The sequence below is a fragment of the Cylindrospermopsis curvispora GIHE-G1 genome (genome assembly GCF_014489415.1).
Lineage (GTDB): Bacteria > Cyanobacteriota > Cyanobacteriia > Cyanobacteriales > Nostocaceae > Raphidiopsis > Raphidiopsis curvispora_A.
The window spans coordinates 2,504,977-2,529,299 of the sequence record NZ_CP060822.1 but is presented as its reverse complement, the minus strand read 5'-3'; the positions used below and the strand labels follow the sequence as shown (position 1 = coordinate 2,529,299).

Sequence of the window (24,323 nt, the reverse complement as noted above, 5' to 3'; positions counted from 1 at the left end):
AAATTAATTTTTTCATCATTATCCCAGAAATTGGAACAACAACCAAAGGTTTTTAAAAACCTTTAACTGCTCACGAAACCACGTTTAATCTGCTCGCTTTCCATAGCTGTGAATAGGGCGCGAAAATTACCTTCACCAAAACCAGAAGGATGGGAACGACGTTCAATAAATTCCAGAAAAAACGTCGGTTCCTTAAAAATTGGCTGGGTAAAGATCTGCAACAATAAGCCATTTGTAGATCCCTGAGAATCAACCAAAATTTCTTGCTGGGCGATCGCCTGAAATTCTGAGGGAGACAAAACAGATTGGAACCGCTGATCTAGTTGTGAGTAATAACTTTGAGGTATGGAAAGAAAGGTCACACCAGCAGCACGAAAGCGGGCGATCGCCTGGACAATATTTTTAGTACCTAGGGCGATATGTTGCACACCGGAACCACGATTGAAATGTAAAAACTCCTGGATTTGAGAATTATTAGATGTTGGTTGATTAATAGGCAATTTAACTTTACCGTTACCAGAGATCATAACCTGACTGTTTAGTCCTGAGATTCCCGTGTGAATATTAAAACTTTGTTGAGGCTTAAATTCCAAAATATTTTCATACCATTGAGCTGCTTTTATTAAATCTCCAGATTCAACATTTAGCACCACATGATCCATATCCAAAAAATTATCTTCTTCAATAATTGCTCCCCCGGGTAACTCAATTAATGAATGACTCAGATTTCCCCAACCTTTTATTTGGCAATATTTACCAGATTGGGTTTTTTGAATAGGTTGTAAAACTATGCCACCATAACTGATGACTCTTGCTGTAACTGTTTCTATATTCTCTACGCGAAAAGCTACGTCTGCTACACCAGGGGGATGATGAAATAAAAAATTTGCCACAGGACTAGTCTCCAATAATGGTGAAGAAATTAAAAAACAAACATTACCACTTCTCACCACTTGGGTATCAGTATCAGCCAATTTTTTGTGATTTATCAAACTGGAAGAAATCCCCTGATGGGGAACTCTTTCAAAACCTAAATTGTTGACAAACCAATCTCGCCACCTGTGGGCATTTTCTACATAAAAGTGAACATGATCAATTTGCAGCATATTAGTTTTTATTGATTAAATACTTTTGCTCAGTACGTAACTATTTAAGATCACCTAATTTTGTAAAAAATCCCCCTAAAAAAATAAATGACTATCGGGTTGAATATTAATTTCCATTGGTACTGCTTGAGGTTCTAATGATAAAGCATAAAAAATTGCATTGGCTGCGGTTTCACAACTTAACATTTTTGTTCTATCTACCTTCATGCTGACATGATCCCAGAAAGGGGAATCTATTCCACCAAAATAAAACAATGTAAACTTGACGCCAAACCGTTTTAATTCTTCTGCCATGGACTTGCTAAATCCTACTACACCAAATTTAGAAGCAGAGTAAGCTGCTGCCATAGGCATTGAATGTTTACCTAATATACCCACTACATTACAAATATGACCAGATTTACGTTTTTGCATTTCTTTAGCAGCTGCTTGACAAGTATAAAAACAACCCTTTAGGTTCAAATCTAGAATTCGATTTAATTCTTCCGGGTTTATGTTATTATATGCTTTAAGAATTCCCATTCCTGCTGCATTGACCAAAACATCAACTTTACCAAAATTGGCTATGGTTGTTTGTATTAGTGCTTCTACCTGTTCTGGTTGAGTAATATCTGTTGGCACTACCAGCGATTCCGATGATAAATCGCTCACCAGGTTTTGTAACCTTATCCCATCCCTACTAGATAGCACCAACCTTGCTCCCGTGGGTGCTAATTTACGGGTTAAAGCTGAACCAATGCCACCAGTAGCACCAACGATGACTATAACTTGATCCTTGAGTCGGTTCTGAACTTGATCCTGCATGAGAGTTATAACGAGGTCAAACTACTCGAGGTAGTATAACAGATATAGGTTCTGCTCAACAAGTGAACTCAAGAAAACCGCCATTGGATCAAGTTGAGTTAAAGTTTGATCCCTATTTGTCCGTTAAATCCCCGAACAGAATTATATCCAGCTCCAATAAAAATGTGTTTACTTGTTTCTACGTGTATGCCACCAGAAAGTGATACTTCTTGCTTAGTTGAATAATACCCCACTCCAATATATGGCGATATAAATGGTAGATTAATGAATTTAAGAACATCCGTACCCGTCACACCATCTTTACCAGTTCCCACTTCTAAACCAAAACCAAAAACCTTGACCCCCCCTGCGTAGGTGATGGCGCTATCCTTAGACCCTACCGCTACCCAAGGTTCGGGAATCAGTTGTGCTGATGCTTGATTGGGGTTAAATAACCCTAGCAACCCTATAGATGTAATGAGCGTTTTGATAACTAATAGTTTCATTTTTCCTCTGTGTGTAAATTGTCTAGATTCTTTCAACCACCTTAATACCTAATAAATCCAGTCCTAATCGCAGTGTTCTTGCTGTTACATAACATAACATCAATCTAGAAGTTCGAATGGGGTCTTCTGTTTTAAGTACTGGACACCTGTCATAGAATTTATTAAATTTCTCGCTGAGACTATACAAATACTCACATAGACGATTGGGTAATAGATCCTGTTCTACCTGATAAAGGATCTCATCTAATTGTAACAAATGCTTGGCTAGATTTAGTTCCGTCTCTTCTTGAAGAATAATTTTGGCATCGGGAGCCAAGTTTTCAAAATCAATTTTACCTTCCCGACTAATACCCTGAGTTCGGACATAAGCATATAGCATATATGGTGCTGTATTGCCTTTTAGAGAAAGCATCTTATCATAACTAAAAACATAGCTACTAGTACGATTTTGACTCAAATCCGCATATTTGACTGCGCTTATGCCAACTGTTTGAGCCACATTCTGTATAAATTCCGGGGTTTCTTGTCTACCTTCTTGTTGTAATCTAGCTTCTAAATCTGCGCGAGCGCGTAAAACTGCTTCATCCAATAGGTCCTTTAATCTTACCGTGTCTCCAGAACGAGTTTTGAATTTTTTGCCATCTTCACCCAAGACTAACCCAAAGGGAATGTGAACCAATTCCACATCATCGGGTATCCATCCAGCTTTTTGAGCAACTTGAAAAAATTGGGCAAAGTGATTTGCTTGTCCTGCATCGGTAACGTAAATTATCCGTTTAGCCTGGTCTTCCCGAATACGGTAAAGTAATGCTGCTAAATCTGTTGTTGCGTAGTTATAACCACCATCTGATTTCTGCACGATTAATGGTAGTGCTTCTCCCTCTCTATTAGTAAATCCCTCTAAGAAAACACATTTTGCTCCTTGATTTTCTTCGACTAGTCCTGCTTTTTCTAAATCTTCCACTATTTTTGATAGAAAGGGATTATAAAATGATTCTCCTCTTTCAATTATTTTAATATTTAACAGGTCGTAAATTGTCTGAAATTCTTTACGTGATTGTGCACACAATAAATTCCAGGCATGAGTTGTATCTTCTGCTCCCGTTTGTAGCCTAACCACCTCTTGACGTGCTGTTTCTTGAAAAGTTGTATCTGCATCAAATCTCTGCTTGGCTTGACGATAAAAACTGACCAAATCTCCTATATTTAGAACATTGGCAGTGGTGAGCGCTTGCGGGTATACCTCACGTAAATAGGCAATCAACATGCCAAATTGTGTCCCCCAATCACCTACATGATTTAGTCTTAATACCTGATGACCACGAAACTCTAAAATTCTGGCAATACAATCACCAATAATTGTGGAACGCAAATGTCCAACGTGCATTTCTTTAGCTATGTTTGGACTGGAAAAATCAACTATCTGCTTTTCAGGTTGATCGGCCCTAGGAACTCCTAAACGGGGATCTGTTTTAATGGCATTCAGTTGTGATTCTAAATAGGATGTTTGTAATTTTAGATTAATGAATCCAGGTCCGGCAATTTCTGGTACTTCACATAGATCTGATACGTCTAATTCCTCTACTATAGCTGTAGCAATAGCCCTGGGCTGCATTCCCAATTTTTTACTCAGGGATAATGCCACATTGGCCTGAAAATCACCAAATTTAGGATTACTTGCTGCTACTAAAATGGGATCTACCTGTATATACTCTTCGCCAAATCTAGCCACTAATGCTTGCTGTAGTTTCAGTTTCAGTTTTTGTTGTGTAGCGTTCATATTTTAATCAAGTCTATTGGTGTGGAAAAATCTAAAACCCGGTTGATTTTGGTTCACTGCTATCTAACTATTTTAACGGATCGCTCACAATTTTATGTTTAGGATTCCACTATGGTCATATTGCGGATGCGCCAAGAGTTTTGCTGGCGGTTTAAATCATATCTAACTCGCAATGCTTCTCGACCAGATGTCTGGAGATTTCCCCCTCGGTAAAAATGGGTAATTTCTTTAACTGTAGCTTCCACTAACGCATTGTTCGAGGTATTCCCCTCATGACGAACAAGTTCTATTTTCACTTCATGTTCATACTTACGATAGCGCTTTATAGCCATATCCTGTCTAACTATAGATTGCCATTGGGATAAGGCTGGATCTATTAAAATCTTGTCTAATCGTTTTATCTCATGATTGGGACCCATTGCTGCTGCTTTCGTCGACAACCAGGTTTCAATTAGTGTTTGAGCGATCGCCTTTGTGAGTTGACCGGATGGTGATCCTGGTTGACGAGGGAGTGTAGGTATAACAACGGTTGGTTGATTCAACTGTACGACAAGTTTTCCTCCCTGTAAATTTGGCTCGTCTACCATTGTACTGTTTAACCTCCCCCAAATCGTAGGTATTAAAATCCACATCCCTAATATACCTCCTATCAGGAAAAATGTATTTAATCGAGTTAGAGCAGGAAATTTACGAGTAAAACTTTGTCTATACTTATTATGTAAATGAGTATGTGAATGTTTCTCTTCTATCTGTTCTTCTTGAAGACTAGTTGAACCTCGTCTACGATGTTTATACTTACTGGATTGCTTTGTTCCCTCCTCTGTGAAGGAACTATGAGATTCGTGACCATATCCCGAGATCTTCCACTGTCTTGCTCTCTGGTGTTGATGAGGAGTGGAAATTTGAGAAGCTACCTCCACCTTAGATTCCTTCCATTCCTCTAGGTTTTGGGAGCTGGTTGCTACGGGACTCACAACGGGTAGGTGTTCATCTTCTCTAAAGCTAGTATGGGGAATGCCAATCCCTGAACCAACCTGACTGTTGACTGTCCTTAGTTCCTCAGTTGTATATGGATCGGCTGGTAATTGCTCCAAGTATGCTTGTACCTGTTTATCAGCAAAATAATCTTTTAAGGAAGCTTGCTGTTTAGTTAAGTCTCGAAAATGGGGAAATACCTCTTGCTCTAACCATTGCTCGCAGTACAAACACAGTCCTGGTAACAAATCTGGTGAATCTTGAGACTGCTGTCTGATTATAGTCAATTGTTCATATTCCTGACTTAGTTCTAAAACACGGGTTGCTTCTTCCGTTTGTCCCAGTAGTAAAGCACACAGAGCTTGTTCTAGATGTACATCTTGACGTTTGGCCAAACGAAGCAAAATTTGTTTAGCTTGACGAATCAAAGCTGGTTGCCTTTGGCAAAATCCTTTAGCAATTAGTGTGTAAACAAATAGGTAGGTTGCTACGGTAGAAGGTCTTTTACTTTCAGATTCAAAAAGTTTATGTTGTTCCGATACTGTTAAGTGGTGTCGTAGCTGTTGAATAAACCGGAGAAAATCGTCCACATTCAAACCTGTCTGATCATTCCCCACACCATCAATGCCACCTCTTTGGTCGAGAATGTTTTGTAGTAATTCCCAACCCTGATGACGATCCTTGGTCCGCTCCATCGGTAGAGCTAATAGATCTAAAATTCTATAAGGTCTGAGTCTACATACATCCGCTGTAATTTCCGACTGTACACTAGTAAACATTCTCTCCCGCAGCAGCAGTTCTTCCCCTGTTTCCAGGGAGATGGCGGCGTTCTCATAATTACCTTGTTGCCATTGTTCCCGTCCTAATTCCAGACAAGACAAAGCAACTGTTAGAATAACGTCTGGCAACTCATCAGCATTGGTTAACGTACGCCTTTTAGATTCACGATCAGACTTACCTGGGGACCTATTCGTCAAGTATGGCTGACCTAATCTTAGTACCAACTCATATTCACCCAACTCTTGAAGGAGTACTAATGCACCAACTAAGTTTTCTTTAGCAACGTCTATAGTTAGAGGTTGAGGATTATGATTTTGGTTAGCTGTTTCCCCATTCCCCTCCAATTCCGGTCCGATCTCTATTTTTGTCTGATCGTATGCGTATGCTAGATATGCTTGATCGTATTTGCTACGCTCTTTCGGATCTGAGAGAACCATATAGGCTTGTTCCAGGATTCGCTTGCGAGCAGCTATTGCCAAGGTAGAATATTCCCGTTGTGGCAGTTGCAGAATGCGATCATTATAGGCCTGACGCAGTTGCTCCTCGGTTGCAGCCAATGGGAGTCCTAAAATTCGGTAATAATCGAGCGCGATTTGCACAGCTTGCTTCCCCTGCACCGTGTTTAATCCCCATTCTAGAGATATTTAACCTGGACTATTTGCACACAATATTGTACTAAAAAGCCGTCTCTAACGGAAAGGACTACTTAATTTTACGACAACTATTTCTATTAAGCAATGCCAGTTTAACCGCCCAGCGCCTGAACTAAATTTTATTCCTGGGGTGGGGATCCCAACCCAAGAATGGTCTGCAACATTTCTTTACCTAATATATCTTGACCCTCAGTTTCAGATATTATATTATTTTTCTGTAACTTAGGTTACGGAACATTGGGTTTGAGTGGTTAAGGTCTACCATCTGAATTGAAGACAAGAGGTTACAGAAATGATTAGTTCTAGATCACAAGCAGCTAAAAAGGCTGAACAAGTACACAGACAAAATATACTCAAAAATCTTGAGCACCGACTGGAAGCGGCAAGAATAAAAGGTGACGAGAGTCTAATTCGCCAATTAGAAGCCGAGCAGTCCTCTTATCAGTAGACTGGTTCTAGTCTTTTTAAGAACAATAAAACCGCCGTTGGTACTTCCTGTCCCAGTTCAGGTGTTGTCCTTCGGCAATTTTTTTAGGTGTCCTGGTCTTTACTCCGCATTGAGGATTTTGGGAACTTTGAAAAAGTCACCCTCCTGTTGGGGAGCACCCCTAAGTATAGCCTCCCTTTCCGGGTAGGGTTTTAGTTTGTCTTCCCTGGTTACATTGCTCAAGTCAATGGCTCTGGTGGTAGGAAGGACGTTGCTCACATCAAGTTCCCCCAGTTGTTCCACATACTCCAAAATGCTTCCTAGCTGGAAGGTAAATTGTTCCTCCTCCTCTGCTGTTAATTCTAGCCGAGCTAGGTTGGCTACTTTGCGGACCTGTTCGCGATCAATCATGTTTTAGCAATAAATAATTGGTTATTTAAAATTTGGTTATTGGTTAAAAGAATACATCAATTTGCGATCGCCCGGTAGTTTTTAACCAGTTTTGAGCTTCAATGTAGTTATTAGGAGCTAGACGAATTGCCCTAATCCAATAGTCTGCGGCCTGGTCAAATAGTGCTTCTCCCCCATCGTTGTCACCTTCTTCCTTTGCTTTTTCGCCCTTATAGTGATAAATCACAGCGATGTTATTTAAGGCTTGAGGTAACCGAGGATTCAAATCAATGGCTTTATGATAGAAATCCAGCGCCCGATCATGATCCCCATTGCTGGCATGTATCAGTCCCATGTTGTACAAGATAAAACTTCTATCATTAGTATCCTCTTCCAAAGATAGAGCCTCTTCGTAATATTCTAGGGCTTCGGCGTATTCCCCTTCAGCCTGTGCTGACATACCATCTCGATAGTAGACAAAGGCCTCTTTAGCCTTTTTATTAGTTGGCAGAAGTTTCAGGATTAAATCTGCCATAACGGTAAAAGACTTGTCAACAAAATTATCGTTTTTCTGTGTTCTTGGCATATTTACCCCTAAAGTAACATCATTGCAAATTTAGCTATTCTGAGCTGCTCTTAAATGTAAGGCATCACGAGCTTGTTCTCTATCATCAAAATGGATTTTTTCGGTGCCGAGAATTTGATAATCTTCGTGACCTTTACCTGCTAATAATACACCATCACCTGGTTGAGCTTCCAGTATAGCAGTATGAATAGCTCTAGCGCGATCGCCAATTACCAGTCTTGACACATCCTCTGGTATACCAGTCAAGATATCTTCTAATATTGCATCTGGGTTTTCAGTGCGTGGATTATCCGAGGTTATCACGACCACATCTGCCAAATCCGCCGCAATTCTACCCATTTTTGGACGTTTTGTTTTATCCCTATCTCCTCCACACCCAAAGACGCAAATCATTCTTCCTGGTATAAATGGACGAGCAGCTTTAAGTAAATTTTCCAGACTATCAGGGGTATGAGCATAATCCACAATAACGCTAATATCCTGGTGAGGATTGATTTGAATTCGTTCCATTCTGCCAGGGACGCCTGAAAAATTAGGTATACAATCTACCACAGTTTCCAAATCCAACCCCAGATGTAGGACTGCAGCTACAGCTGCCAAAAGATTTTCTAAGTTATACTGTCCCACCAGGGGAGAGCTAAAAGGGGAATTACCCTCAGGAGTATGTAAAATACCACTGACACCATGAGGTTGATAATTCAGATCACTCACCCAGAAATCAGCACTAGTATTATTAATGCTGTATGTCCAAAGCTGCTGTTTATCCAAACCAATAGTTAAACGTTGTCCATATTGATCATCAATATTAATAACAGCTCTTCCTTGGAGATAGTCAGGAGTAAATAACAAAGCCTTCGCTCGAAAATAATCTTCCATATCCTGGTGATAATCAAGATGATCTTGAGTGAGATTAGTAAATACAGAAACCTCAAAGTGACAGCCAAAAACCCTATCTTGGGCTAAGGAGTGGGAACTAACCTCCATAACCCCCAACTGACAACCAGCGTCAACAGCTTGAGCTAAATTATGCTGTAAGTCAATTGCAAAGGGAGTGGTATGGTTAGCAACTTGAGAAAAACCAGGCCAGCGAGTATAAAGAGTACCGAGTAAAGCCGCTGGCAAATTAGCTTGATTGAGAAAATACTCAATTAAATGAGTAGTAGTAGTTTTGCCATTAGTCCCAGTTACGCCAACGATTTGCAGTTTTTCCGCTGGATAGCCATAAAAAGCTGCACAAACCTGGGCACAGACTTTATTAAGGTTGGTAGCAGTAATTAAGAGAGCATCTGAGGTGGGGGGAGTTTTGGATGCTGCTTGTGGGGAGATAATAGCCGCAACCGCACCAGCAGCTAAAGCACCGGGCCAGAACTCACCTCCATCAACTCTGCTTCCAGGTATGCCAATAAATAAATCCCCCTCACCACAAGCGTGGGAATTGGTTTTGATCCCGCGAACTTCCACATCTTCACCCTGGTATTCCACGCCATCAATAACAGCCAATAATTCTCTTAAATTCATTATCTTATACCTCATCGCGAAAAGATCTGGCAGATATCTTGTGTCTATTTTGCACGATTTTAACCACAGTACCTAACAAATTGGCAACTGGCAATTCCATCTCCTGTGTTTTATTGGACTATTCATCCCTGATCTGGTAACATCAACAACTTAGTAGCTGTGGTAAATAATAAGTTCTCTAATTGCTGAACACTTGCACGGGGAGAAGGACGGGGTAAAGATTGCAAATACTCTGTTCCTTTACTGGAATCCCATAGAAACAACACGGGAATTTCATACTGATAGGCGGCAAACCAATCTTCACGGGTGGTAATATCACGGACCTCTAAGGTAAAACTAATATTAGCACTTTTATTACTGTCTTTATTATCAGTGATTTGTTCTAACTTTTCTATTAACCCTTCACAAAGATGACAACCAGGTTTACCATACAGGATAATTTGCATTATGTGAATCATATTAGTTATTGGCTCTCTCTACAAATCTATGGATTTATAGCTTTAGCCAGCGCTCAGGACGGGGTCCATCCCTTGCAGGTGGCTAGGGCTATATTTTTAAGACAGGGAACGAACAAACTTGTCTAGTCGTTCCACTCCCTTCTTAATTGTAGTCATATCTGTAGCATAGGAAAAACGAATGTTGTTATCAGCTCCGAAAGCTACCCCTGGAATAACAGCAACTTGATGGGATTCTAATAAAGCATCGCAAAACTCCAGAGACTTTAAACCGGTTTTACTGATGTCAGGAAATAAATAAAAAGCCCCATCAGGTCGCGCACAAGTCAACCCAGGAATGGAGTTGATTCCATCATACATAACCTGACGACGTTCGGCAAAGGCTTGACGCATTTCCTCCACACAGTCTTGTGAACCTTCCAGAGCAGCGATCGCACCATATTGAGCAAAAGTACAGACATTAGAAGTGCTATGTCCTTGAATAGTAGTAGCAGCTTTAATAATTTCTAAAGGTCCTGCCAAATAACCCAAACGCCAACCAGTCATGGAATAACCCTTAGCAAATCCATTACTAATTAAGGTCCTGGAAAAAATTTCCTCATTTAGGGAACCAATACTAACATGTTGTGAGCCATCATAGAGAATCTTTTCGTAAATTTCATCAGAAACCACGAAAATATCCGCCTCCACAATCACCTGAGCTAGATCCCGAATTTCTTCTAATGTGTACACCATCCCAGTGGGGTTAGAAGGGGAATTAAGGACAAATAACTTAGTTTTTGAGGTAATAGCTTGTTTGAGCTGTTGGGCACTAATTTTATAGCCATTGTCAGCATAGGTTGGTACAATTACTGACCTACCACCTGCTAAAGTAACCATTTCTGGATAACTCAACCAATAGGGAGCAGGGATAATTACCTCATCTCCTGGTTCAATTAATGCCATCATGAGATTATATAGGGAATGTTTACCCCCATTAGTAACCAAGACGTTTTCTGGTTTATAGTCTAAACCATTATCGCTTTTTAGCTTGTTAGCAATAGCTTCTCTTAGCTTTAGCTCACCACCGGCCGGACCGTATTTGGTTTTGCCTTCTTTTAAAGCTTTTATAGCTGCATCTCTAACGTGGGCTGGAGTATCAAAATCCGGCTCTCCAGCGCTGAAGCTACAAACATCTATACCCTCTGTTCTCATACCCTTAGCTTTAGCTGTAATAGCCAGGGTAATGGAGGGTGTTACCTGACCTACTCTTGCTGCCAGTTTCATTCTACTTTTCTGAGTCAATCTCTATCATATATAAGGATATCTCAGAAATTCGGTTGAAATTTGTATTTTCTTTCTGGTAAGTTGAGAGTAGATAGCCTATGTACTTGATGATTGTCTATGAATAGCTTCCCAACGCTTGTACTGCTACTTAGGTAATTGTGACATTGCAACTCTCAAGACATCAACAATAGTGGATTTACCCACGCCATTTATGCACCAGATGAGCTGTAACTGACTCTATAATAGGAGCAGTTCGTCATTTGAAATTGCTGTAAGAGTTTCATCGTAACATATTCAATTATGTGTTAATTGAATTTAACTTTTTTTAAAAATACTTTTTTTAAACTTTTTTTAAATAATTGATGACATAAGACCATATATTATTTATTGTTAAATATCAGGTTAAAAATGGACATATTGGCAAAGACTAGGTTAACATGGTGTAATTGTTGCGGAAAAACCGTGTTTTCCCCCAAATCGACCCAATGATAAGTTGAGTCATAATTATCTACATCCAATTTATTTTCCTAACCTTTTGCAAAAATGTTGTTGTTTTTAAAACTGATTGATTATCTATTAGCTGCTATTTTTATTGGTGCAGCGTTGATCATTTATTTCGACTCTAATAATCAGCCCTACTTGCTAGCTGGAATTGGAGCTTCCGCAGTAGCCATTTTGCTGTTCCTTATCAACAGAAACTCAGTAGGCGCAGCGGAAAAACAAGCCAAGAAAAACGAATTCACCAAAAAAGCTGAACTTTACACATCCCTGTTACAGAATAGCAATTCCTTGGAACATAACACTATTATCCCTGCAAGAGCAAAAGCCCTGGAATATTGTCAAGATTTGATCAATGACTATAAAAAAACCAGGAATATAGCTAGATCTCTTTACTATGTCTTGCAAATTTCCACTGTAATTCTCTCAGGTGTCACACCAATTTTAGTCCTGGTTGATAAACTAGAAACTGGACAACCCTGGTTGAAGTGGCTACCTGTCATTTGTCCTGCAGTAGCATCTATTGTCGCTAGCATTGTTACATCTTTTCCCTTTCAAAAGAATTGGGTTACAGCCAATACAATTGTAGAGTTATTAGAAGCAGAACAAGAAAAATTCATTTTAGGAATTACACCCGCATACCGTTGTTATGATGTTTTTGGTGACCAAGAACAACAACAAAAAGCCAGTCAAGCTGTAGAACTATTCATCAACCAAGTTAATAGTATTCACTTGCAACAAGTTCAACAAGCAACTGAACAGCAGTCCGACAAAAGGAAAGAAGAAACTAAGACTCAAGATCCTGCGTTAAATTAGATTCCGGGAAATGGGAAATTAGTCAACTCCAAGCAACTGGGGAATTATCTTTCTGAGAGCATGACCCCGGTGACTAATGCTTTTTTTCAACTCCGGTGACATTTGAGCAAAGGTCAATTTTTTTTCCGGTACATAAAAAATCGGATCGTAACCAAAACCTCCCTCTCCCCTCACTTCATACAGAATTTCCCCCCCACAACTACCCTCAGACTGGAAAATAATTTCTCCCTGGGGGTTAGCAACAGCTATGGCACAGATAAATTTGGCTTGCCGGGTTTCCGTGTTTGCTAGTTCCCGTAGTAACCTTCCAATCCTTTCTTCGTCCGTGTTTCCATACCGGGCAGAATATACACCAGGCGCACCATTTAACGAGTCTACCCACAAGCCAGAATCATCAGCGATCGCCCATTGAGATGTATATTTTGCAACCTCAACAGCTTTCAAGCAGGCGTTTTCAGCAAAGGTGGTTCCAGTTTCATCCACATCTAAATCAGGGGGTTTGGGAGTTAGTTCCCAACCAGAATCGGATAAATAAGCCTCCATTTCCCTTAATTTTCCCAGATTTCCCGTCCCTACCACAAGTGTTTTTTTCATTGTACTAGTAAATGTTGGTAAATGTTAATTTGATTCTGCCCAGGTTTTTGCCCAATTTAATGTTTGGTGAACTTGTTCTATGGTAGATGCTTCACAGTAAAGTCTTAAAACTGGTTCAGTGCCACTAAATCGAATCATCAACCAACTTTCATCCGCAAGACGAAATTTATAACCATCTATGGTCTGACAATCAATGACTTTTTTACCGGCAATTTCTGTTAATTTCTGAGTTTTTAGTTGTTGTAGTAATCTATCGCGGATCTGCATACTTGCCAATGGTAAATCTATCCGATCATAAGCAGAGAAGAAATTATTCTTTTCCTGTAATTGCTGATAATATTCACCCAAATCTAAACCAGAATCCACAACTGCTTCTAATACGTACAATGCAGATAATAGAGCATCCCGCTCAGGAATGTGGCTACCATAACCAATCCCCCCGGATTCTTCACCACCTAATAAAACTTCTGTCATCAACATTCTATCAGCAATGTATTTATAACCAACAGCAGTTTCAAATATTGATAAACCTAGGGATCTGGCTACACTGGGAATTAAGTCAGACCCACTGACGGTTTTGACAATTTCTCCGGTAAAATTGCGTCTGGTTTTTAGGTGATCTATCAAAATTGGAATCAATATCTGAGAACTTAGAAAATTGCCATTTCTATCCAACGCCGCAATGCGATCGCCATCTCCATCAAATACTAAACCAACCGTTAATGTTGACCGATTTTGTTGGTGATGAATTTCTGTATAATTTTTAATTTCAGCTGAAATTTCAGAAATATATTTAGGCAAAGGTTCTGGTGGTTTTCCGCCAAATAGGGGATCTCGATTGCCATTAATTTCTTTCACTTTTTGCCCTAATAGCCTCCCCAAACCACTAGCTGCTGCACCATGCATCACATCAACAAATAGTGTTAATTTATCCGAGGATATTGCTTCCTGAATTGCCTCAATATTCACTTTCTTTGCCAATGCTTGACAATAACTTATCCAGGGATCAAACGTCTCTTCTTTTCCTAGATTACCTACTGGGGAAAATTCTACAGTTAATAATCTTTCTATTTCCTGAGTAACTTCTGGAGGGACTGAACCCCCAAAAGCACTCTTGACTTTTAACCCCAAATAGGAGCCAGGGTTATGACTAGCTGTGATCACTAAAGCTCCCAAAGCATTAAAATCTTTAGCAGCCCAACTAAAAGCAGGTGTTGGTGCATAGTCCTGACTAAATAGAACATCAAATCCTAAAGCTTTAATAGCATCAGCCACAACGCGGGCAAAATTTTCCGCCATAAAGCGACGGTCATATCCGACTACAATGGTACGGCTACCGGTCAGGGAATAATATGTATTATATAACACTTTAGCTGCTACGGAAGCAACTAAAGTCAGACGTTCAAAAGTAAACTCATCAGCGATTACTCCTCGCCATCCATCAGTACCAAACTTGATAGGACTAAGAAGCATATTGGTTAATATGGGCATGGATATAAGCTATAATTTCTAATCTTTTAGATTTTATCAGCTACCTGAGCAATGGCCAATGGTAAGATCCGGTGTTCCTGAACTTGGATTCTCGCATGTAGGGTTTCTGCTGTATCGTTTGGCAATACTGGAACTGCAGCTTGCATCAAAATTGGACCGCTGTCCATTTCTAATCTCAGCAGGTGAACTGTACAACCTGTTATTTTTACACCTGCTTCTAAGGCTTGCTCTACAGCTCTAACACCTTTAAAACTAGGTAATAAACTGGGGTGGATATTAATAATGTGATTCGGAAAAGCATCTATTAGTTCTTGGGTAACTAAACGCATCCAACCGGCCATAACTACTAAATCAACTTGATATTGGCGTAGAGTGCTGACAATTTCCCGATCCAAATCTTCTCGCTTTTGGTAATGACGATGATTGAGCAATATTGCTTCTACTCCATGATTGAGAGCCCTTTCTGCTGCTTTTGCTAGGGGATTATTATAAATTAAAACTTGAATTTGGGCATTAAGATCCCCCGATTTGATTGCTTGAGCAACCACCTCAAAATTGCTCCCATTCCCAGAGGCCATGACTCCTAATTTTACAGGTTTTATGTCATGGGACTGGTAACCTGAAACATCAGGGGAAATTAGACTAGAGGTGCTATTCATGGAGTAAGATTGAATCATAAAGTTACTGATATTCTCCCGGTCAACAAGATTATCATGAAAAGATGGCGGTTTTCCCTCAGTCAACTCTTAGATAATCATACCATTGCTGCTTGGACTTTTCTAGCTCCGGCGCTGGTATTATTAGGTTTGTTTATAATTTGGCCAATTGTCTATTTATTTTATCTGAGTTTCACTGCTGGTAGTTTTACGTCTAAGGGTATTTATTGGGTAGGTTTGAAGAACTACTGGCGTCTGTTATTAAATTCGGATTTTTGGCAGGTCTTATTTAACACTGCCTATTTCACTTTGGGTACGGTGATTCCCAGTTTAGTAATTCCCCTAGGGTTAGCAGTATTATTAAATCGTGTGCTACCTTGGCGGGGAATTTTACGTAGTTTCTATTTTTTACCTTCTATTATTTCTTTGGTTGCTGCTGGTTTAGGTTTTCGTTGGTTGTTTCAGAATACTGGTCCTGTAAATGGAATGTTGGAGTTTTTTGGGTTTCCTCCCATATCTTGGTTAGGTGATACTTTTTGGGCCATGCCAGTTTTAATTTTGTTTAGTATTTGGAAGCAAATTGGTTTCAACATGGTGGTTTTTTTAGCTGGTTTACAAGCCATTTCATCAACTCTTTACGAAGCAGCAGAGCTGGACGGAGCAGGTGACTGGCAACAGTTTTGGCATATTACTTTGCCAGGACTAAGACCAACTTTAATTTTTGCTACTGTCACCACTTCTATTTTCACATTTCGCAGTTTTGAGCCTGTTTATGTAATTACTGGTGGCGGTCCTTTAAATTCTACTAATTTGTTGGTTTACTACACCTATCAAGAAGCTTTTGCCCAATTTGATTTCGGTTATGCTGCTGCAGTTGCTAGTGTTTTATTAGTAATAACCCTCCTACTAGTTTACTTTCAATTACAAACTTGGGGAAGGGGGTAATTCTGCGGAAACATCTTCACTAGAGCTGTAAATTTCAATTCCTAATTTAGAAGCTATGGAATTGGCACTGGGGTGAACCATGGGTGAAATTACAATCTTTCTCGTAGCTTGTCTTTGATGTTGTTGCTGATAAAAGTCTACTTTCCGGTAAAACGTGTACAAGTCAGCTTTGCTTACGGATGATTTGATCTCACAAATGATTAGTTCCCCATTTCTGATAATCAAATCCAGTTCCACTTGGTCTGGTCTACCAAATACTATTCCTTGATCATCATACTCCACTATATTCAAAACTTCTACGCCAAAAGACTCTTCTAAGATTGCTTTTAGACCATTACGAAACGAGGACTCAGAACATAGGCCCCACCGTGAACCGAGTCCGCTAATAGCAATGTCATGCTTACGACTCATGCGATCTATTGCTGCGATAACTCGGTCAAATTCCTGTCTGTTTTCATTCCATTTACCAGTTTGCTCATCCCACTTACGAGCTTGTTCCTGACGGTCAAGTTCCAGTTCCCGTTTGTTTTCATCCCACTTACGAGCTTGTTCCTGACGATCAAGTTCCATTTGGGTGATGACCTGGTCAAATTCTCGTCTGTTTTCATCCCATTTGCGAGCTTGTTCCTGACGGTCAAGTTCCATTTGGGCGAATACTCGGTCAAATTCCTGTTTGTTTTCATCCCATTTGCGAGCTTGTTCCTGACGGTCAAGTTCCATTTGGGCGAATACTCGGTCAAATTCCTGTTTGTTTTCACCCCATTTGCGAGCTTGTTCCTGACGGTCAAGTTCCAGTTCCTGTTTGTTTTCATCCCACTTACGAGCTTGTTCCTGACGGTCAAGTTCCAGTTCCCGTTTGTTTTCATCCCACTTGCGAGACTGCTCTTCCCTATCCCGTCGTATTTCCCCCAATACTAAATCAAAGTGACTTTCCGTCTCCAAGCTTCCAGCAAAATAGCTGGAAATTGCCCTCACCAGCAAATCCCGCACTTCCACATCCTCTTGTATTAATGCAGGTAACTGTTGTTTTAGGAGCTGTTTAAAATCCATATCATTTATGGTCATGATATGTACACATCATTAACTACAGTACCATTATACCACAGGTCCACAGATTTGATACTCCTTCTAAAATTCTTTTCGAGAAAAGATGAAAATGGCGATCGCCAATAGCATCAAACTATAGGTTAATCCATAACCTGCATTACTGAATAAGGTGATAGTGTCAGGTATGGCTTCCCATCCATAAACGACATCATTTTTTAGATCCAGGCGGGACAAATCCGGCAGAGTTAGATATAAAATAGTAACAATATTTACAATAAACGGGTTTTCACCCGCACGTACCAGGTTGACTAGGTCGGTAGTAGTGTTACCTATTAAGTAGATAGCAATTGAAAGGAAAGTAGCTAGTAAGGTACTAGTGAATACTCCCAAAGTTATGGCAACGGTGGTGATTAAACTTAACTGCAAAAATAAGAATATCACCGCCAAAATGATTGTATATGGATTGTAGGTAATTTTCTGAAATTGCAAAAATCCTAGGTAGATGATTGTCATACATGTCAGAAGCAACAGCAATACCCCACATAAACCTAAGTATTTACTGATAATCAATTGACCACGGCTAATTGGTTTAGCAAGAATGGTCAGGATTGTCCTTTTTTCTATTTCCTGATTCATCATGCTAGTACCGATAAATACTGCTACAATCAAACCTATAATGTTCATTATCCCCAAACCTACATCCAAAAAGATTTTGTCTTGGGTTGCTGCTGCAAATTGAAAAATCACTCGATTAGCAAGGGCAAGAATAACTGCGTAAAAAACTAGGATATATAGAAGGCGATCTCTTACTACTTGTTGGAGTAGATTTTTGGCTATAACAAGAGTTGTAATAATGTTCATCTTGGAGATAGTTGTCACCTGTTAATAGATGGTAATTATGAAGTATCTTTGCCTACTGTTGTGCTGGTGGCGAACCTCTAAAAAATTTCGTTTTGGGATCGCATTTAATTTTTGCCTTCACATTTTTATTATCGGTGGTGTACTCGGAAGCAATTGGTTCAATGTAACAAGATTTGCGTAAATAAAACCCCTTTTTACTATCAGTCGGTCCTTGCCAAATACTGAGAAGATCTAATCGGTAACCTGATTTGATATTAACCACACGAGGTTCGATTTTCCATAGTCCCTTCTCTTCAAATTCTCGCAGGTTTTTATTAATCATTATTTTTCCTAAGTTACCCACTTGTTGATTAGCCTCCAATAGCCACCTTTCTACTTCTGACCAAGGTCTATTAGTGATTTGCTGTAGAATTAGTGGTTCAATTCTATTTAAAATTACATTGCCCGGTTCTGGTTTGCTTGCTTTTGGTTCAAATTTAATTACAAAATTGCTGCGTTGAAAACTCTGTGCAGATAAACTGGGATATTCTTTTAGCCATTTATCTGTGACAAAGTTAAATTGCAACCAGCAACTAATTAACATTGACCAACTTAGCAGCAAAATGATTTTTTGTCTGACTTCCAACTTAGGGAGAGTTGCTTTTGGCGATATGCCATCCCCCGTAAAAAACTGTGGTAGTGCTGTAATTAGGGCAGCAATTGTGGGCCACAAAACTATGGTTCTGACTGTGATTGGGTTTTCTCCATTTCCAAAGGCAAATACACTAAATATAAATCCTGTCAACAAAGCACCCACAGGCATAAAAGTTCCTGGGATTCTTACGGGAGAATCTGTTGTATACCAGGCGGTTCCGGTGAATAAAAATATCCAACCCGTGAAAGCAATAATATCTTTGATTATACCGGTGGCTAGAGATGAAATTCCCCAGGAGAAAACACTTAGATATATAAACGTCTGCCAAGAAAAAGATCTGGGGGGCATTAATAGTTTTTGAATGCCTACAAACAGATCTTTAATAAATGTGAATAACTGGATGATTTCTTTCAATAATGGAAAGTTCATAATTTTTACCTAGGGAGAGTGGTAGATTTTAACTTCTTTTAAGAAAGTCCCGTGCTAAAATAAGTAGGCTAATGGCACTATAGCTGATTGTATTAGCGATGAGCATGGTGGTAATCAGGTTATTATTTTGCATTTTCAGCTTTTGTTTCGCCAGACTCTTCTCTCTTTGGGTCATTTCCGCCAAGTCTAACTGATTCCTACCCTCACGCAAAATAATCATTAGTATTTTTAAAAACAGGACCTCGATTACAAAAGTCCCCAGGAAAATCACAAACCCTATGAGAAACAGATTGGTTTTGAGATTATCTTGAAAAGTGTTAAAGAATACATAGCTCATTAATTCTGATTTCGCCTTGACGGGTAGGATTGGTTCCAAAAGGAAAAAGACGTTCCACCCAAGAACAGTAGAGAGAACGTTAATCGCTATAGCATAAAAAATACTGGTCTTTTTGTCAAATTTGATTGCCTTATGGAGAATATAGGACTCTATAGGAATAGCAACCAGCAAAAATAAAGTTTGAAAGACAATCGTACCCACAGGGAGGACTTTGGGTAGTGATAATTCATCAAGCATAAGGTGGGGTTAAAAACTCATGGAACAACCATTCAATATAATAGAATATACATAACTTGGGAGAAAATGGCTAGAAAAGAAGATGACAAGAAATGGAATCGGTATTCTGACAGCACAAGCACGTTCAGAACGACTGACAGGTCAAATTCACGTTTATGATGGTGCAGGAAAGGGTAAATCTCAAGCTGCTCTGGGGGTGGTCTTGCGCTCTATTGGCCTGGGTATCAATACTAAGAGCAATTGTAATCGCGTTTTGCTATTACGTTTTTTGAAAGGACCAGGAAGAGATTATGACGAAGATGGAGCGATCGCAGCTTTACAAAGGGGTTTTCCTCATTTGATTGACCAGGTGCGTACGGGTAGGGCTGAGTATTTCGGACATGATCAAATTACTCCCTTTGACCGAGCAGAAGCAGCAAGGGGTTGGGATGTGGCTAAGGGGGCTCTTGCTTCTGATCTTTATTCCGTGGTGGTTCTGGATGAAATTAACCCGGTTTTAGATTTGGGACTGCTCCCAGTTCAAGAGGTCGTAGAAACCTTAAAATCTAAACCTCAAGAACTGGAAATTATTACTACCGGTCGAGCAGCTCCACAACAATTACTGGATATTGCTGACCTGCACTCGGAAATGAAACCCCACCATCATCCTCAAGCAGCAGAATTACTCTTGGATGGTATAGAAATTTATACTGGTTCAGGAAAAGGTAAGTCTACTAGTGCTTTGGGTAAGGCTCTAAAATCCATCGGTAGGGGAATTAATCACCCCGGATCTGCTCGTGTATTGATTATGCAATGGTTGAAAGGTGGTACTGGATATACTGAAGATGCAGCGATCGCCGCTTTACAGCAATCCTATCCCGATGTGGTAGATCACTTACGCTGCGGTCGGGATGCGATCGTGTGGCGCAATTCCCGACAACATTTGGACTATGTGGAAGCAGAACGAGGTTGGGAAATTGCCAAAACTGCGATCGCATCTGGGGTGTATAAAACTATCATTCTTGATGAACTAAATCCCACGGTTGACCTTGAGTTACTCTCCGTAGAGCCTATCCTACAAGCCCTATTGCGTAAACCTAAAGGTACGGAAATCATTATTACCGGGCGTTGTCAAAATCAACCAGCCTATTTTGATTTGGCAAGTATTCATTCTGAAGTTTATTGTCATAAACATTACGCCAACCGAGGAATCGAATTAAAAAGAGGGGTAGATTTTTAAGGGAGGGGAGTTAGGTTGACCATGGGTTTTTCTTCATCAAACAAAGCCAAATCAAACCAAAAGGTAGTACCTACTCCAACTTCACTAACCAAATGCACTTGACTATGGTGTCTTTCCATGATATTTCTGACAATAGATAAACCCAATCCAGTACCCTCTAGGGTATGAACCCGATTTTCCACCCGGAAAAAGCGATCAAAAATTGCCTGTTGGTCTTCTGGAGCAATACCTATACCCGTATCACTAATCTCAATGCGAACTAATGGAGAATTGTGACCAGACCTATTTGCATCTACTCTGTAGGCACGAATGGCTACTATGCCTCCTGATGGTGTAAATTTCAAAGCATTACCGATTAAATTGCCGAACACTTGCAGCAATAAATCATAATTACCTATCACCAGTGGTAAATTAGGTGTTAGTTCCTGAACCAGGTTAATACCCTTTTCCTTAGCATTAAGTTGATAAGTTCTCAATGTTTGTTCTAATGCTTGTGCTAAGTCAACACCATCAAAATGATAGGTTCGACCAGACTCTAGTTTTGATAAATCCAAAACATCATTAACTAAGCGGGTAAGTCTATCAGTTTCATGATTTACGGTTGCCAAAAATTCTTGACGCTCTTTGGCACCTAGGTCATCACCATAATCATGAAGAGTTTCAATATAGGTTTTAATATTAAACAGGGGAGTGCGCAACTCGTGGGAAATATTACTAATAAATTGACTTTTAGCTTCATTTAATTCCACTTCCCGGGTGATATCTTGCACAGTAATAGCAATACCCTTAATGCTTTCTCTTTGGGAGTCAAGAACGGTAGTCAAAAGAATGCGAATGGTACGTTTAGTTGGTTCTGGGAGGGGGATGCGAAATTCCGCACTTTCACTCTCACCACTGGCCATTTCATACAAAGTGCGAGTTATTTCCATTTGTACACTATGTGGTAGGTAATTCAAAAGATTTTGACCCACCACATCTGTTCCTTCCCAGGCAAAAATACGTCTGGCTGTGGGATTAACCAAAATTACCTGCATGTTATTATCAATTAGTACTGCACCATCAGCAATAGTAGAAACTAAAGTTTCCAATTTAGCTTTTTCCGCAGTTAATTCCTCTATATTTTGTTCCTCATACCTTTCTAGTCTTTCGGCCATATCATTAAAGCTGAAAATTAGTTCCCCTAATTCTCCTCCCAAGGGTAAATCTATGCGCTGTTTAAAATTTCCCGCTGCTATTTGCTTTACCCCTGCTAGTAATTCTTTAATTGGTTTGGTAATGGTCAAAGCGTTAATTACTCCCGCCAAAATTACCATGACCCAAATTGTGATAAAAACCGCAATAGTCACATCACGGGTAAAATTGGAGGAAATTACCGCTTTGGGATTGGGATTAATGCCAATGGCCAGCATACCCAAATATCGCTTATTTGCCATCAAAGGGATAAATACATCTGTGACCAAACCATCAGGCGTATTATGTTGACGAACTATTGGTTTTTGTTCATCATCAAGATAGTCTTCTGGTGGTAACATTTCTTGTTTAATCGTCAAGGAACTTTCTACCTGGGGATCCCAGAAGGGAATGCCAAAAAAGATTTCCCCCGTTTCATCAGCATACAGCATATAGCGCACGCTAGATGTGCTACTGTAAAAGCGCTGGGAAAACTGTGCCACCTCCGTGAAGTTTTTTTCTGCAACTAGTGGTGTAACGTTAGAAGCTAACAGCAGTCCCAAGTCTCTGCCAAATCTTGTGTCATTTAACCATTCATCTTGTTGAATTGTATTAACCGCCCAAAAGGTTAATCCACTCATAAATAGGGAAACCACTAAGGTAGCAACTGCTAGGAGCTTAGTTTGTAGGGTAAACTCATACCACCAATGATTAATCACATTACGAATTGTTACAATTAACATTGTTCGACCACCAATATGTTTGATTACATTCTTAGCCTATCATCAAATTTATTGACATCATCAAATTTATTGACTAGCGGGGATTAGCCAATAAACTTGAGGACACGATGACCAATATCCCGACGGTAGTACATTCCAGAAAATTCAATCTGTTGAATTCCATGGTATGCTTGGGCGATCGCCTGCTGAAAATTTTCTCCCCATCCAGTAACATTTAACACTCTACCACCGTCGGAGATAATTTCCCTTTGGGCATTTAATTTAGTGCCAGCATGAAACACTTTTGTAAAGGATGTTTCTGCATTTGGAATACCAGCAATCAGCTCACCTGTTTGGTAATTACCGGGATAGCCAGCGGAAGCTGCGACAATGGTAGCTGCTGCACCCGATTTCCACACTAAGGGTGGTATGTGTGCCAAACGCTGGTGAACACAAGCTAGGATCAGTTCATCTAAAGGGGTTTCTAATAGAGGTAGAATCACTTGGGTTTCAGGGTCGCCAAAGCGACAGTTAAACTCTAAAACACGGAAGTCACCATTATCTGCAACCATTAGGCCAGCGTACAAAATCCCACGATAGTCAATCCCTCTTTGATTTAAAGCCGAAATAGTATTTTCTAAAACTTCCGTTTGCACTCGTGACATTAGGTCTGGTGTAGCGATAGGAGTTGGTGCATATGCTCCCATACCGCCAGTATTTTCTCCCGTATCACCTTCACCTATACGTTTATGGTCTTGTGCAGGTAAGAGGGGTCTAATAGTCACTCCGTCTGTAATGGCTAAGACAGATACTTCTTGACCTGGGAGGTATTCCTCAATGACCACAGAATTACCCGCACTACCAAACTGTCCTTGAAAAATAGCATCTATAGCCATTTCAGCTTGTGTGAGAGTTTCAGCCACGGTCACACCCTTACCAGCAGCTAAACCATCAGCTTTAATGACTATGGGTATTCCCTGCTGTTGAACATAGACCTTTGCTGGATGAGCTTGGTCAAATACAGCAGCTTTAGCTGTAGGCACCCCTGCTTCTTGCATTAACGATTTAGCCCAGGACTTACTTGCCTCAATTTGCGCCCCTTTGCGATTAGGACCAAATACCATGAGTCCTAGTTTTTGTAAGTAGTCAGTGATGCCATTTGCCAAGGGGACTTCTGGACCAACGACCACCAAGGAAATGTTATGTTCTAGGGCGAATTTGCCTATAGCAGGAAAGTCGTTTACTGATAGGGGTAGGTTTTGACAACCCTTGAGATTTGCAGTACCACCATTTCCGGGTACGCAAACCACCTGATTAACCCGCTCAGACTGTAGCAGTTTCCACGCTAGAGCGTGTTCTCTTCCCCCATTACCAATAACTAAAACCTTCACCTGTTCTAATACCTTTGCCACAAAAATAGATAAAAGTTAGAGTGGATGTAC

At 40.1% G+C, this 24,323-nt stretch carries 23 protein-coding genes; 4 read left to right on the top strand and 19 right to left on the bottom strand.

Features of this window, described 5'->3' with window-relative positions:
- Nucleotides 1-62: 62 nt before the first annotated feature.
- The 5 genes from hppD to IAR63_RS11195 form a co-directional block, all read right to left on the bottom strand.
- The gene (gene hppD / locus IAR63_RS11215; RefSeq protein ID WP_187705333.1) at nucleotides 63-1,106 is read right to left on the bottom strand and encodes a 4-hydroxyphenylpyruvate dioxygenase; all 1,044 of its coding nucleotides are present in this window, start codon (nucleotides 1,104-1,106) and stop codon (nucleotides 63-65) included.
- A gap of 75 nt (nucleotides 1,107-1,181) precedes the next feature.
- Nucleotides 1,182-1,910: an SDR family oxidoreductase gene (locus IAR63_RS11210; protein WP_187705332.1), complete on the bottom strand. Its 729-nt coding sequence runs from the start codon at nucleotides 1,908-1,910 to the stop codon at nucleotides 1,182-1,184.
- Nucleotides 1,911-2,008: 98 nt separating this feature from the next.
- Nucleotides 2,009-2,395, bottom strand: coding sequence for a hypothetical protein (locus IAR63_RS11205; RefSeq protein ID WP_187705331.1), 387 nt, complete (start codon nucleotides 2,393-2,395; stop codon nucleotides 2,009-2,011).
- Between the two features lie 22 nt (nucleotides 2,396-2,417).
- Nucleotides 2,418-4,175 (bottom strand): arginine--tRNA ligase, encoded by a 1,758-nt coding sequence (gene argS / locus IAR63_RS11200; RefSeq protein ID WP_187705330.1) that lies wholly within the window; start codon nucleotides 4,173-4,175, stop codon nucleotides 2,418-2,420.
- A gap of 98 nt (nucleotides 4,176-4,273) precedes the next feature.
- A complete protein-coding gene (locus IAR63_RS11195) occupies nucleotides 4,274-6,547 on the bottom strand; it encodes an IMS domain-containing protein (RefSeq protein WP_187705329.1) in 2,274 nt (757 codons plus the stop codon).
- Nucleotides 6,548-6,875: 328 nt separating this feature from the next.
- On the opposite strand from IAR63_RS11195, the gene pirA reads away from it, so the two are divergent.
- A complete protein-coding gene (gene pirA / locus IAR63_RS11190) occupies nucleotides 6,876-7,031 on the top strand; it encodes an arginine synthesis PII-interacting regulator PirA (RefSeq protein WP_187705328.1) in 156 nt (51 codons plus the stop codon).
- Nucleotides 7,032-7,130: 99 nt separating this feature from the next.
- Here pirA and gatC read toward each other — a convergent pair whose 3' ends face one another.
- From gatC to IAR63_RS11165, 5 genes are all read right to left on the bottom strand, one after another.
- The gene (gatC, locus tag IAR63_RS11185) at nucleotides 7,131-7,421 is read right to left on the bottom strand and encodes an Asp-tRNA(Asn)/Glu-tRNA(Gln) amidotransferase subunit GatC (protein WP_187705327.1); all 291 of its coding nucleotides are present in this window, start codon (nucleotides 7,419-7,421) and stop codon (nucleotides 7,131-7,133) included.
- 43 nt (nucleotides 7,422-7,464) lie between these two features.
- Entirely contained in the window at nucleotides 7,465-7,986 is a 522-nt protein-coding gene (locus tag IAR63_RS11180; protein ID WP_187705326.1) for a photosystem I assembly protein Ycf3, read from the bottom strand.
- A 30-nt stretch (nucleotides 7,987-8,016) separates the two neighbouring features.
- Nucleotides 8,017-9,504, bottom strand: a complete 1,488-nt coding sequence (locus IAR63_RS11175) for a UDP-N-acetylmuramoyl-L-alanyl-D-glutamate--2,6-diaminopimelate ligase (RefSeq protein ID WP_187705325.1) — start codon at nucleotides 9,502-9,504, stop codon at nucleotides 8,017-8,019.
- 122 nt (nucleotides 9,505-9,626) lie between these two features.
- Nucleotides 9,627-9,950: a glutaredoxin family protein gene (locus IAR63_RS11170; RefSeq protein WP_187707445.1), complete on the bottom strand. Its 324-nt coding sequence runs from the start codon at nucleotides 9,948-9,950 to the stop codon at nucleotides 9,627-9,629.
- Between the two features lie 108 nt (nucleotides 9,951-10,058).
- Nucleotides 10,059-11,225 (bottom strand): pyridoxal phosphate-dependent aminotransferase, encoded by a 1,167-nt coding sequence (locus tag IAR63_RS11165; RefSeq protein WP_187705324.1) that lies wholly within the window; start codon nucleotides 11,223-11,225, stop codon nucleotides 10,059-10,061.
- Between the two features lie 543 nt (nucleotides 11,226-11,768).
- Here IAR63_RS11165 and IAR63_RS11160 point away from each other — a divergent pair.
- The gene (locus tag IAR63_RS11160) at nucleotides 11,769-12,539 is read left to right on the top strand and encodes a DUF4231 domain-containing protein (RefSeq protein ID WP_187705323.1); all 771 of its coding nucleotides are present in this window, start codon (nucleotides 11,769-11,771) and stop codon (nucleotides 12,537-12,539) included.
- A gap of 18 nt (nucleotides 12,540-12,557) precedes the next feature.
- Here the strand turns inward: IAR63_RS11160 and rdgB are convergent, their stop codons facing one another.
- Genes rdgB through purN form a run of 3 tightly spaced genes read right to left on the bottom strand, consistent with a single transcriptional unit; the run spans nucleotide 12,558 to nucleotide 15,301 of the window.
- Nucleotides 12,558-13,133, bottom strand: coding sequence for an RdgB/HAM1 family non-canonical purine NTP pyrophosphatase (gene rdgB / locus IAR63_RS11155; RefSeq protein ID WP_187705322.1), 576 nt, complete (start codon nucleotides 13,131-13,133; stop codon nucleotides 12,558-12,560).
- A 24-nt stretch (nucleotides 13,134-13,157) separates the two neighbouring features.
- Nucleotides 13,158-14,624, bottom strand: a complete 1,467-nt coding sequence (locus tag IAR63_RS11150) for a phosphoglucomutase/phosphomannomutase family protein (protein WP_057177090.1) — start codon at nucleotides 14,622-14,624, stop codon at nucleotides 13,158-13,160.
- 26 nt (nucleotides 14,625-14,650) lie between these two features.
- The gene (gene purN / locus IAR63_RS11145; protein WP_057177091.1) at nucleotides 14,651-15,301 is read right to left on the bottom strand and encodes a phosphoribosylglycinamide formyltransferase; all 651 of its coding nucleotides are present in this window, start codon (nucleotides 15,299-15,301) and stop codon (nucleotides 14,651-14,653) included.
- Between the two features lie 36 nt (nucleotides 15,302-15,337).
- Between purN and IAR63_RS11140 the strand changes: the two genes are divergently transcribed.
- Entirely contained in the window at nucleotides 15,338-16,225 is an 888-nt protein-coding gene (locus IAR63_RS11140) for a carbohydrate ABC transporter permease (RefSeq protein WP_057177104.1), read from the top strand.
- Here the strand turns inward: IAR63_RS11140 and IAR63_RS11135 are convergent.
- The 4 genes from IAR63_RS11135 to fraC all read right to left on the bottom strand — a co-directional run bounded on the left by IAR63_RS11135 (nucleotide 16,202) and on the right by fraC (nucleotide 19,770).
- Entirely contained in the window at nucleotides 16,202-17,290 is a 1,089-nt protein-coding gene (locus IAR63_RS11135) for a PD-(D/E)XK nuclease family protein (RefSeq protein WP_187705321.1), read from the bottom strand. The two genes, IAR63_RS11140 and IAR63_RS11135, sit on opposite strands and share 24 nt — an antisense overlap.
- Nucleotides 17,291-17,353: 63 nt before the next feature.
- Nucleotides 17,354-18,133 carry an ABC transporter permease gene (locus tag IAR63_RS11130; RefSeq protein ID WP_187705320.1) on the bottom strand — a complete coding sequence of 260 codons (780 nt, stop codon included), beginning with the start codon at nucleotides 18,131-18,133 and terminating at the stop codon, nucleotides 17,354-17,356.
- 52 nt (nucleotides 18,134-18,185) lie between these two features.
- Nucleotides 18,186-19,196: a septal junction protein FraD gene (gene fraD, locus IAR63_RS11125; RefSeq protein WP_187705319.1), complete on the bottom strand. Its 1,011-nt coding sequence runs from the start codon at nucleotides 19,194-19,196 to the stop codon at nucleotides 18,186-18,188.
- A gap of 28 nt (nucleotides 19,197-19,224) precedes the next feature.
- Complete coding sequence (fraC, locus tag IAR63_RS11120; protein WP_187705318.1) at nucleotides 19,225-19,770, bottom strand: filament integrity protein FraC; 546 nt, start codon at nucleotides 19,768-19,770, stop codon at nucleotides 19,225-19,227.
- An 82-nt stretch (nucleotides 19,771-19,852) separates the two neighbouring features.
- Here fraC and IAR63_RS11115 point away from each other — a divergent pair, with 82 nt between their 5' ends.
- Nucleotides 19,853-20,989: a cob(I)yrinic acid a,c-diamide adenosyltransferase gene (locus tag IAR63_RS11115; protein WP_187705317.1), complete on the top strand. Its 1,137-nt coding sequence runs from the start codon at nucleotides 19,853-19,855 to the stop codon at nucleotides 20,987-20,989.
- Here IAR63_RS11115 and nblS read toward each other — a convergent pair.
- Both nblS and purD read right to left on the bottom strand, forming a co-directional pair.
- Nucleotides 20,986-22,902: a two-component system sensor histidine kinase NblS gene (gene nblS, locus IAR63_RS11110; RefSeq protein WP_187705316.1), complete on the bottom strand. Its 1,917-nt coding sequence runs from the start codon at nucleotides 22,900-22,902 to the stop codon at nucleotides 20,986-20,988. The two genes, IAR63_RS11115 and nblS, sit on opposite strands and share 4 nt — an antisense overlap.
- A gap of 83 nt (nucleotides 22,903-22,985) precedes the next feature.
- A complete protein-coding gene (gene purD, locus IAR63_RS11105) occupies nucleotides 22,986-24,272 on the bottom strand; it encodes a phosphoribosylamine--glycine ligase (protein ID WP_187707444.1) in 1,287 nt (428 codons plus the stop codon).
- Between the last annotated feature and the right edge of the window lie 51 nt (nucleotides 24,273-24,323).

Excerpts from the sequence above, each read along its gene's own strand:
- hppD (WP_187705333.1), bottom strand. The coding sequence starts at position 1,106 with ATGCTGCAAATTGATCATGTTCACTTTTATGTAGAAAATGCCCACAGG.
- IAR63_RS11210 (WP_187705332.1), bottom strand. The coding sequence starts at position 1,910 with ATGCAGGATCAAGTTCAGAACCGACTCAAGGATCAAGTTATAGTCATC.
- IAR63_RS11205 (WP_187705331.1), bottom strand. The coding sequence starts at position 2,395 with ATGAAACTATTAGTTATCAAAACGCTCATTACATCTATAGGGTTGCTA.
- argS (WP_187705330.1), bottom strand. The coding sequence starts at position 4,175 with ATGAACGCTACACAACAAAAACTGAAACTGAAACTACAGCAAGCATTA.
- pirA (WP_187705328.1), top strand. The coding sequence starts at position 6,876 with ATGATTAGTTCTAGATCACAAGCAGCTAAAAAGGCTGAACAAGTACAC.
- gatC (WP_187705327.1), bottom strand. The coding sequence starts at position 7,421 with ATGATTGATCGCGAACAGGTCCGCAAAGTAGCCAACCTAGCTCGGCTA.
- IAR63_RS11180 (WP_187705326.1), bottom strand. The coding sequence starts at position 7,986 with ATGCCAAGAACACAGAAAAACGATAATTTTGTTGACAAGTCTTTTACC.
- IAR63_RS11175 (WP_187705325.1), bottom strand. The coding sequence starts at position 9,504 with ATGAATTTAAGAGAATTATTGGCTGTTATTGATGGCGTGGAATACCAG.
- IAR63_RS11170 (WP_187707445.1), bottom strand. The coding sequence starts at position 9,950 with ATGCAAATTATCCTGTATGGTAAACCTGGTTGTCATCTTTGTGAAGGG.
- IAR63_RS11165 (WP_187705324.1), bottom strand. The coding sequence starts at position 11,225 with ATGAAACTGGCAGCAAGAGTAGGTCAGGTAACACCCTCCATTACCCTG.
- IAR63_RS11160 (WP_187705323.1), top strand. The coding sequence starts at position 11,769 with ATGTTGTTGTTTTTAAAACTGATTGATTATCTATTAGCTGCTATTTTT.
- rdgB (WP_187705322.1), bottom strand. The coding sequence starts at position 13,133 with ATGAAAAAAACACTTGTGGTAGGGACGGGAAATCTGGGAAAATTAAGG.
- IAR63_RS11150 (WP_057177090.1), bottom strand. The coding sequence starts at position 14,624 with ATGCCCATATTAACCAATATGCTTCTTAGTCCTATCAAGTTTGGTACT.
- purN (WP_057177091.1), bottom strand. The coding sequence starts at position 15,301 with ATGATTCAATCTTACTCCATGAATAGCACCTCTAGTCTAATTTCCCCT.
- IAR63_RS11140 (WP_057177104.1), top strand. The coding sequence starts at position 15,338 with ATGAAAAGATGGCGGTTTTCCCTCAGTCAACTCTTAGATAATCATACC.
- IAR63_RS11135 (WP_187705321.1), bottom strand. The coding sequence starts at position 17,290 with ATGACCATAAATGATATGGATTTTAAACAGCTCCTAAAACAACAGTTA.
- IAR63_RS11130 (WP_187705320.1), bottom strand. The coding sequence starts at position 18,133 with ATGAACATTATTACAACTCTTGTTATAGCCAAAAATCTACTCCAACAA.
- fraD (WP_187705319.1), bottom strand. The coding sequence starts at position 19,196 with ATGAACTTTCCATTATTGAAAGAAATCATCCAGTTATTCACATTTATT.
- fraC (WP_187705318.1), bottom strand. The coding sequence starts at position 19,770 with ATGCTTGATGAATTATCACTACCCAAAGTCCTCCCTGTGGGTACGATT.
- IAR63_RS11115 (WP_187705317.1), top strand. The coding sequence starts at position 19,853 with ATGACAAGAAATGGAATCGGTATTCTGACAGCACAAGCACGTTCAGAA.
- nblS (WP_187705316.1), bottom strand. The coding sequence starts at position 22,902 with ATGTTAATTGTAACAATTCGTAATGTGATTAATCATTGGTGGTATGAG.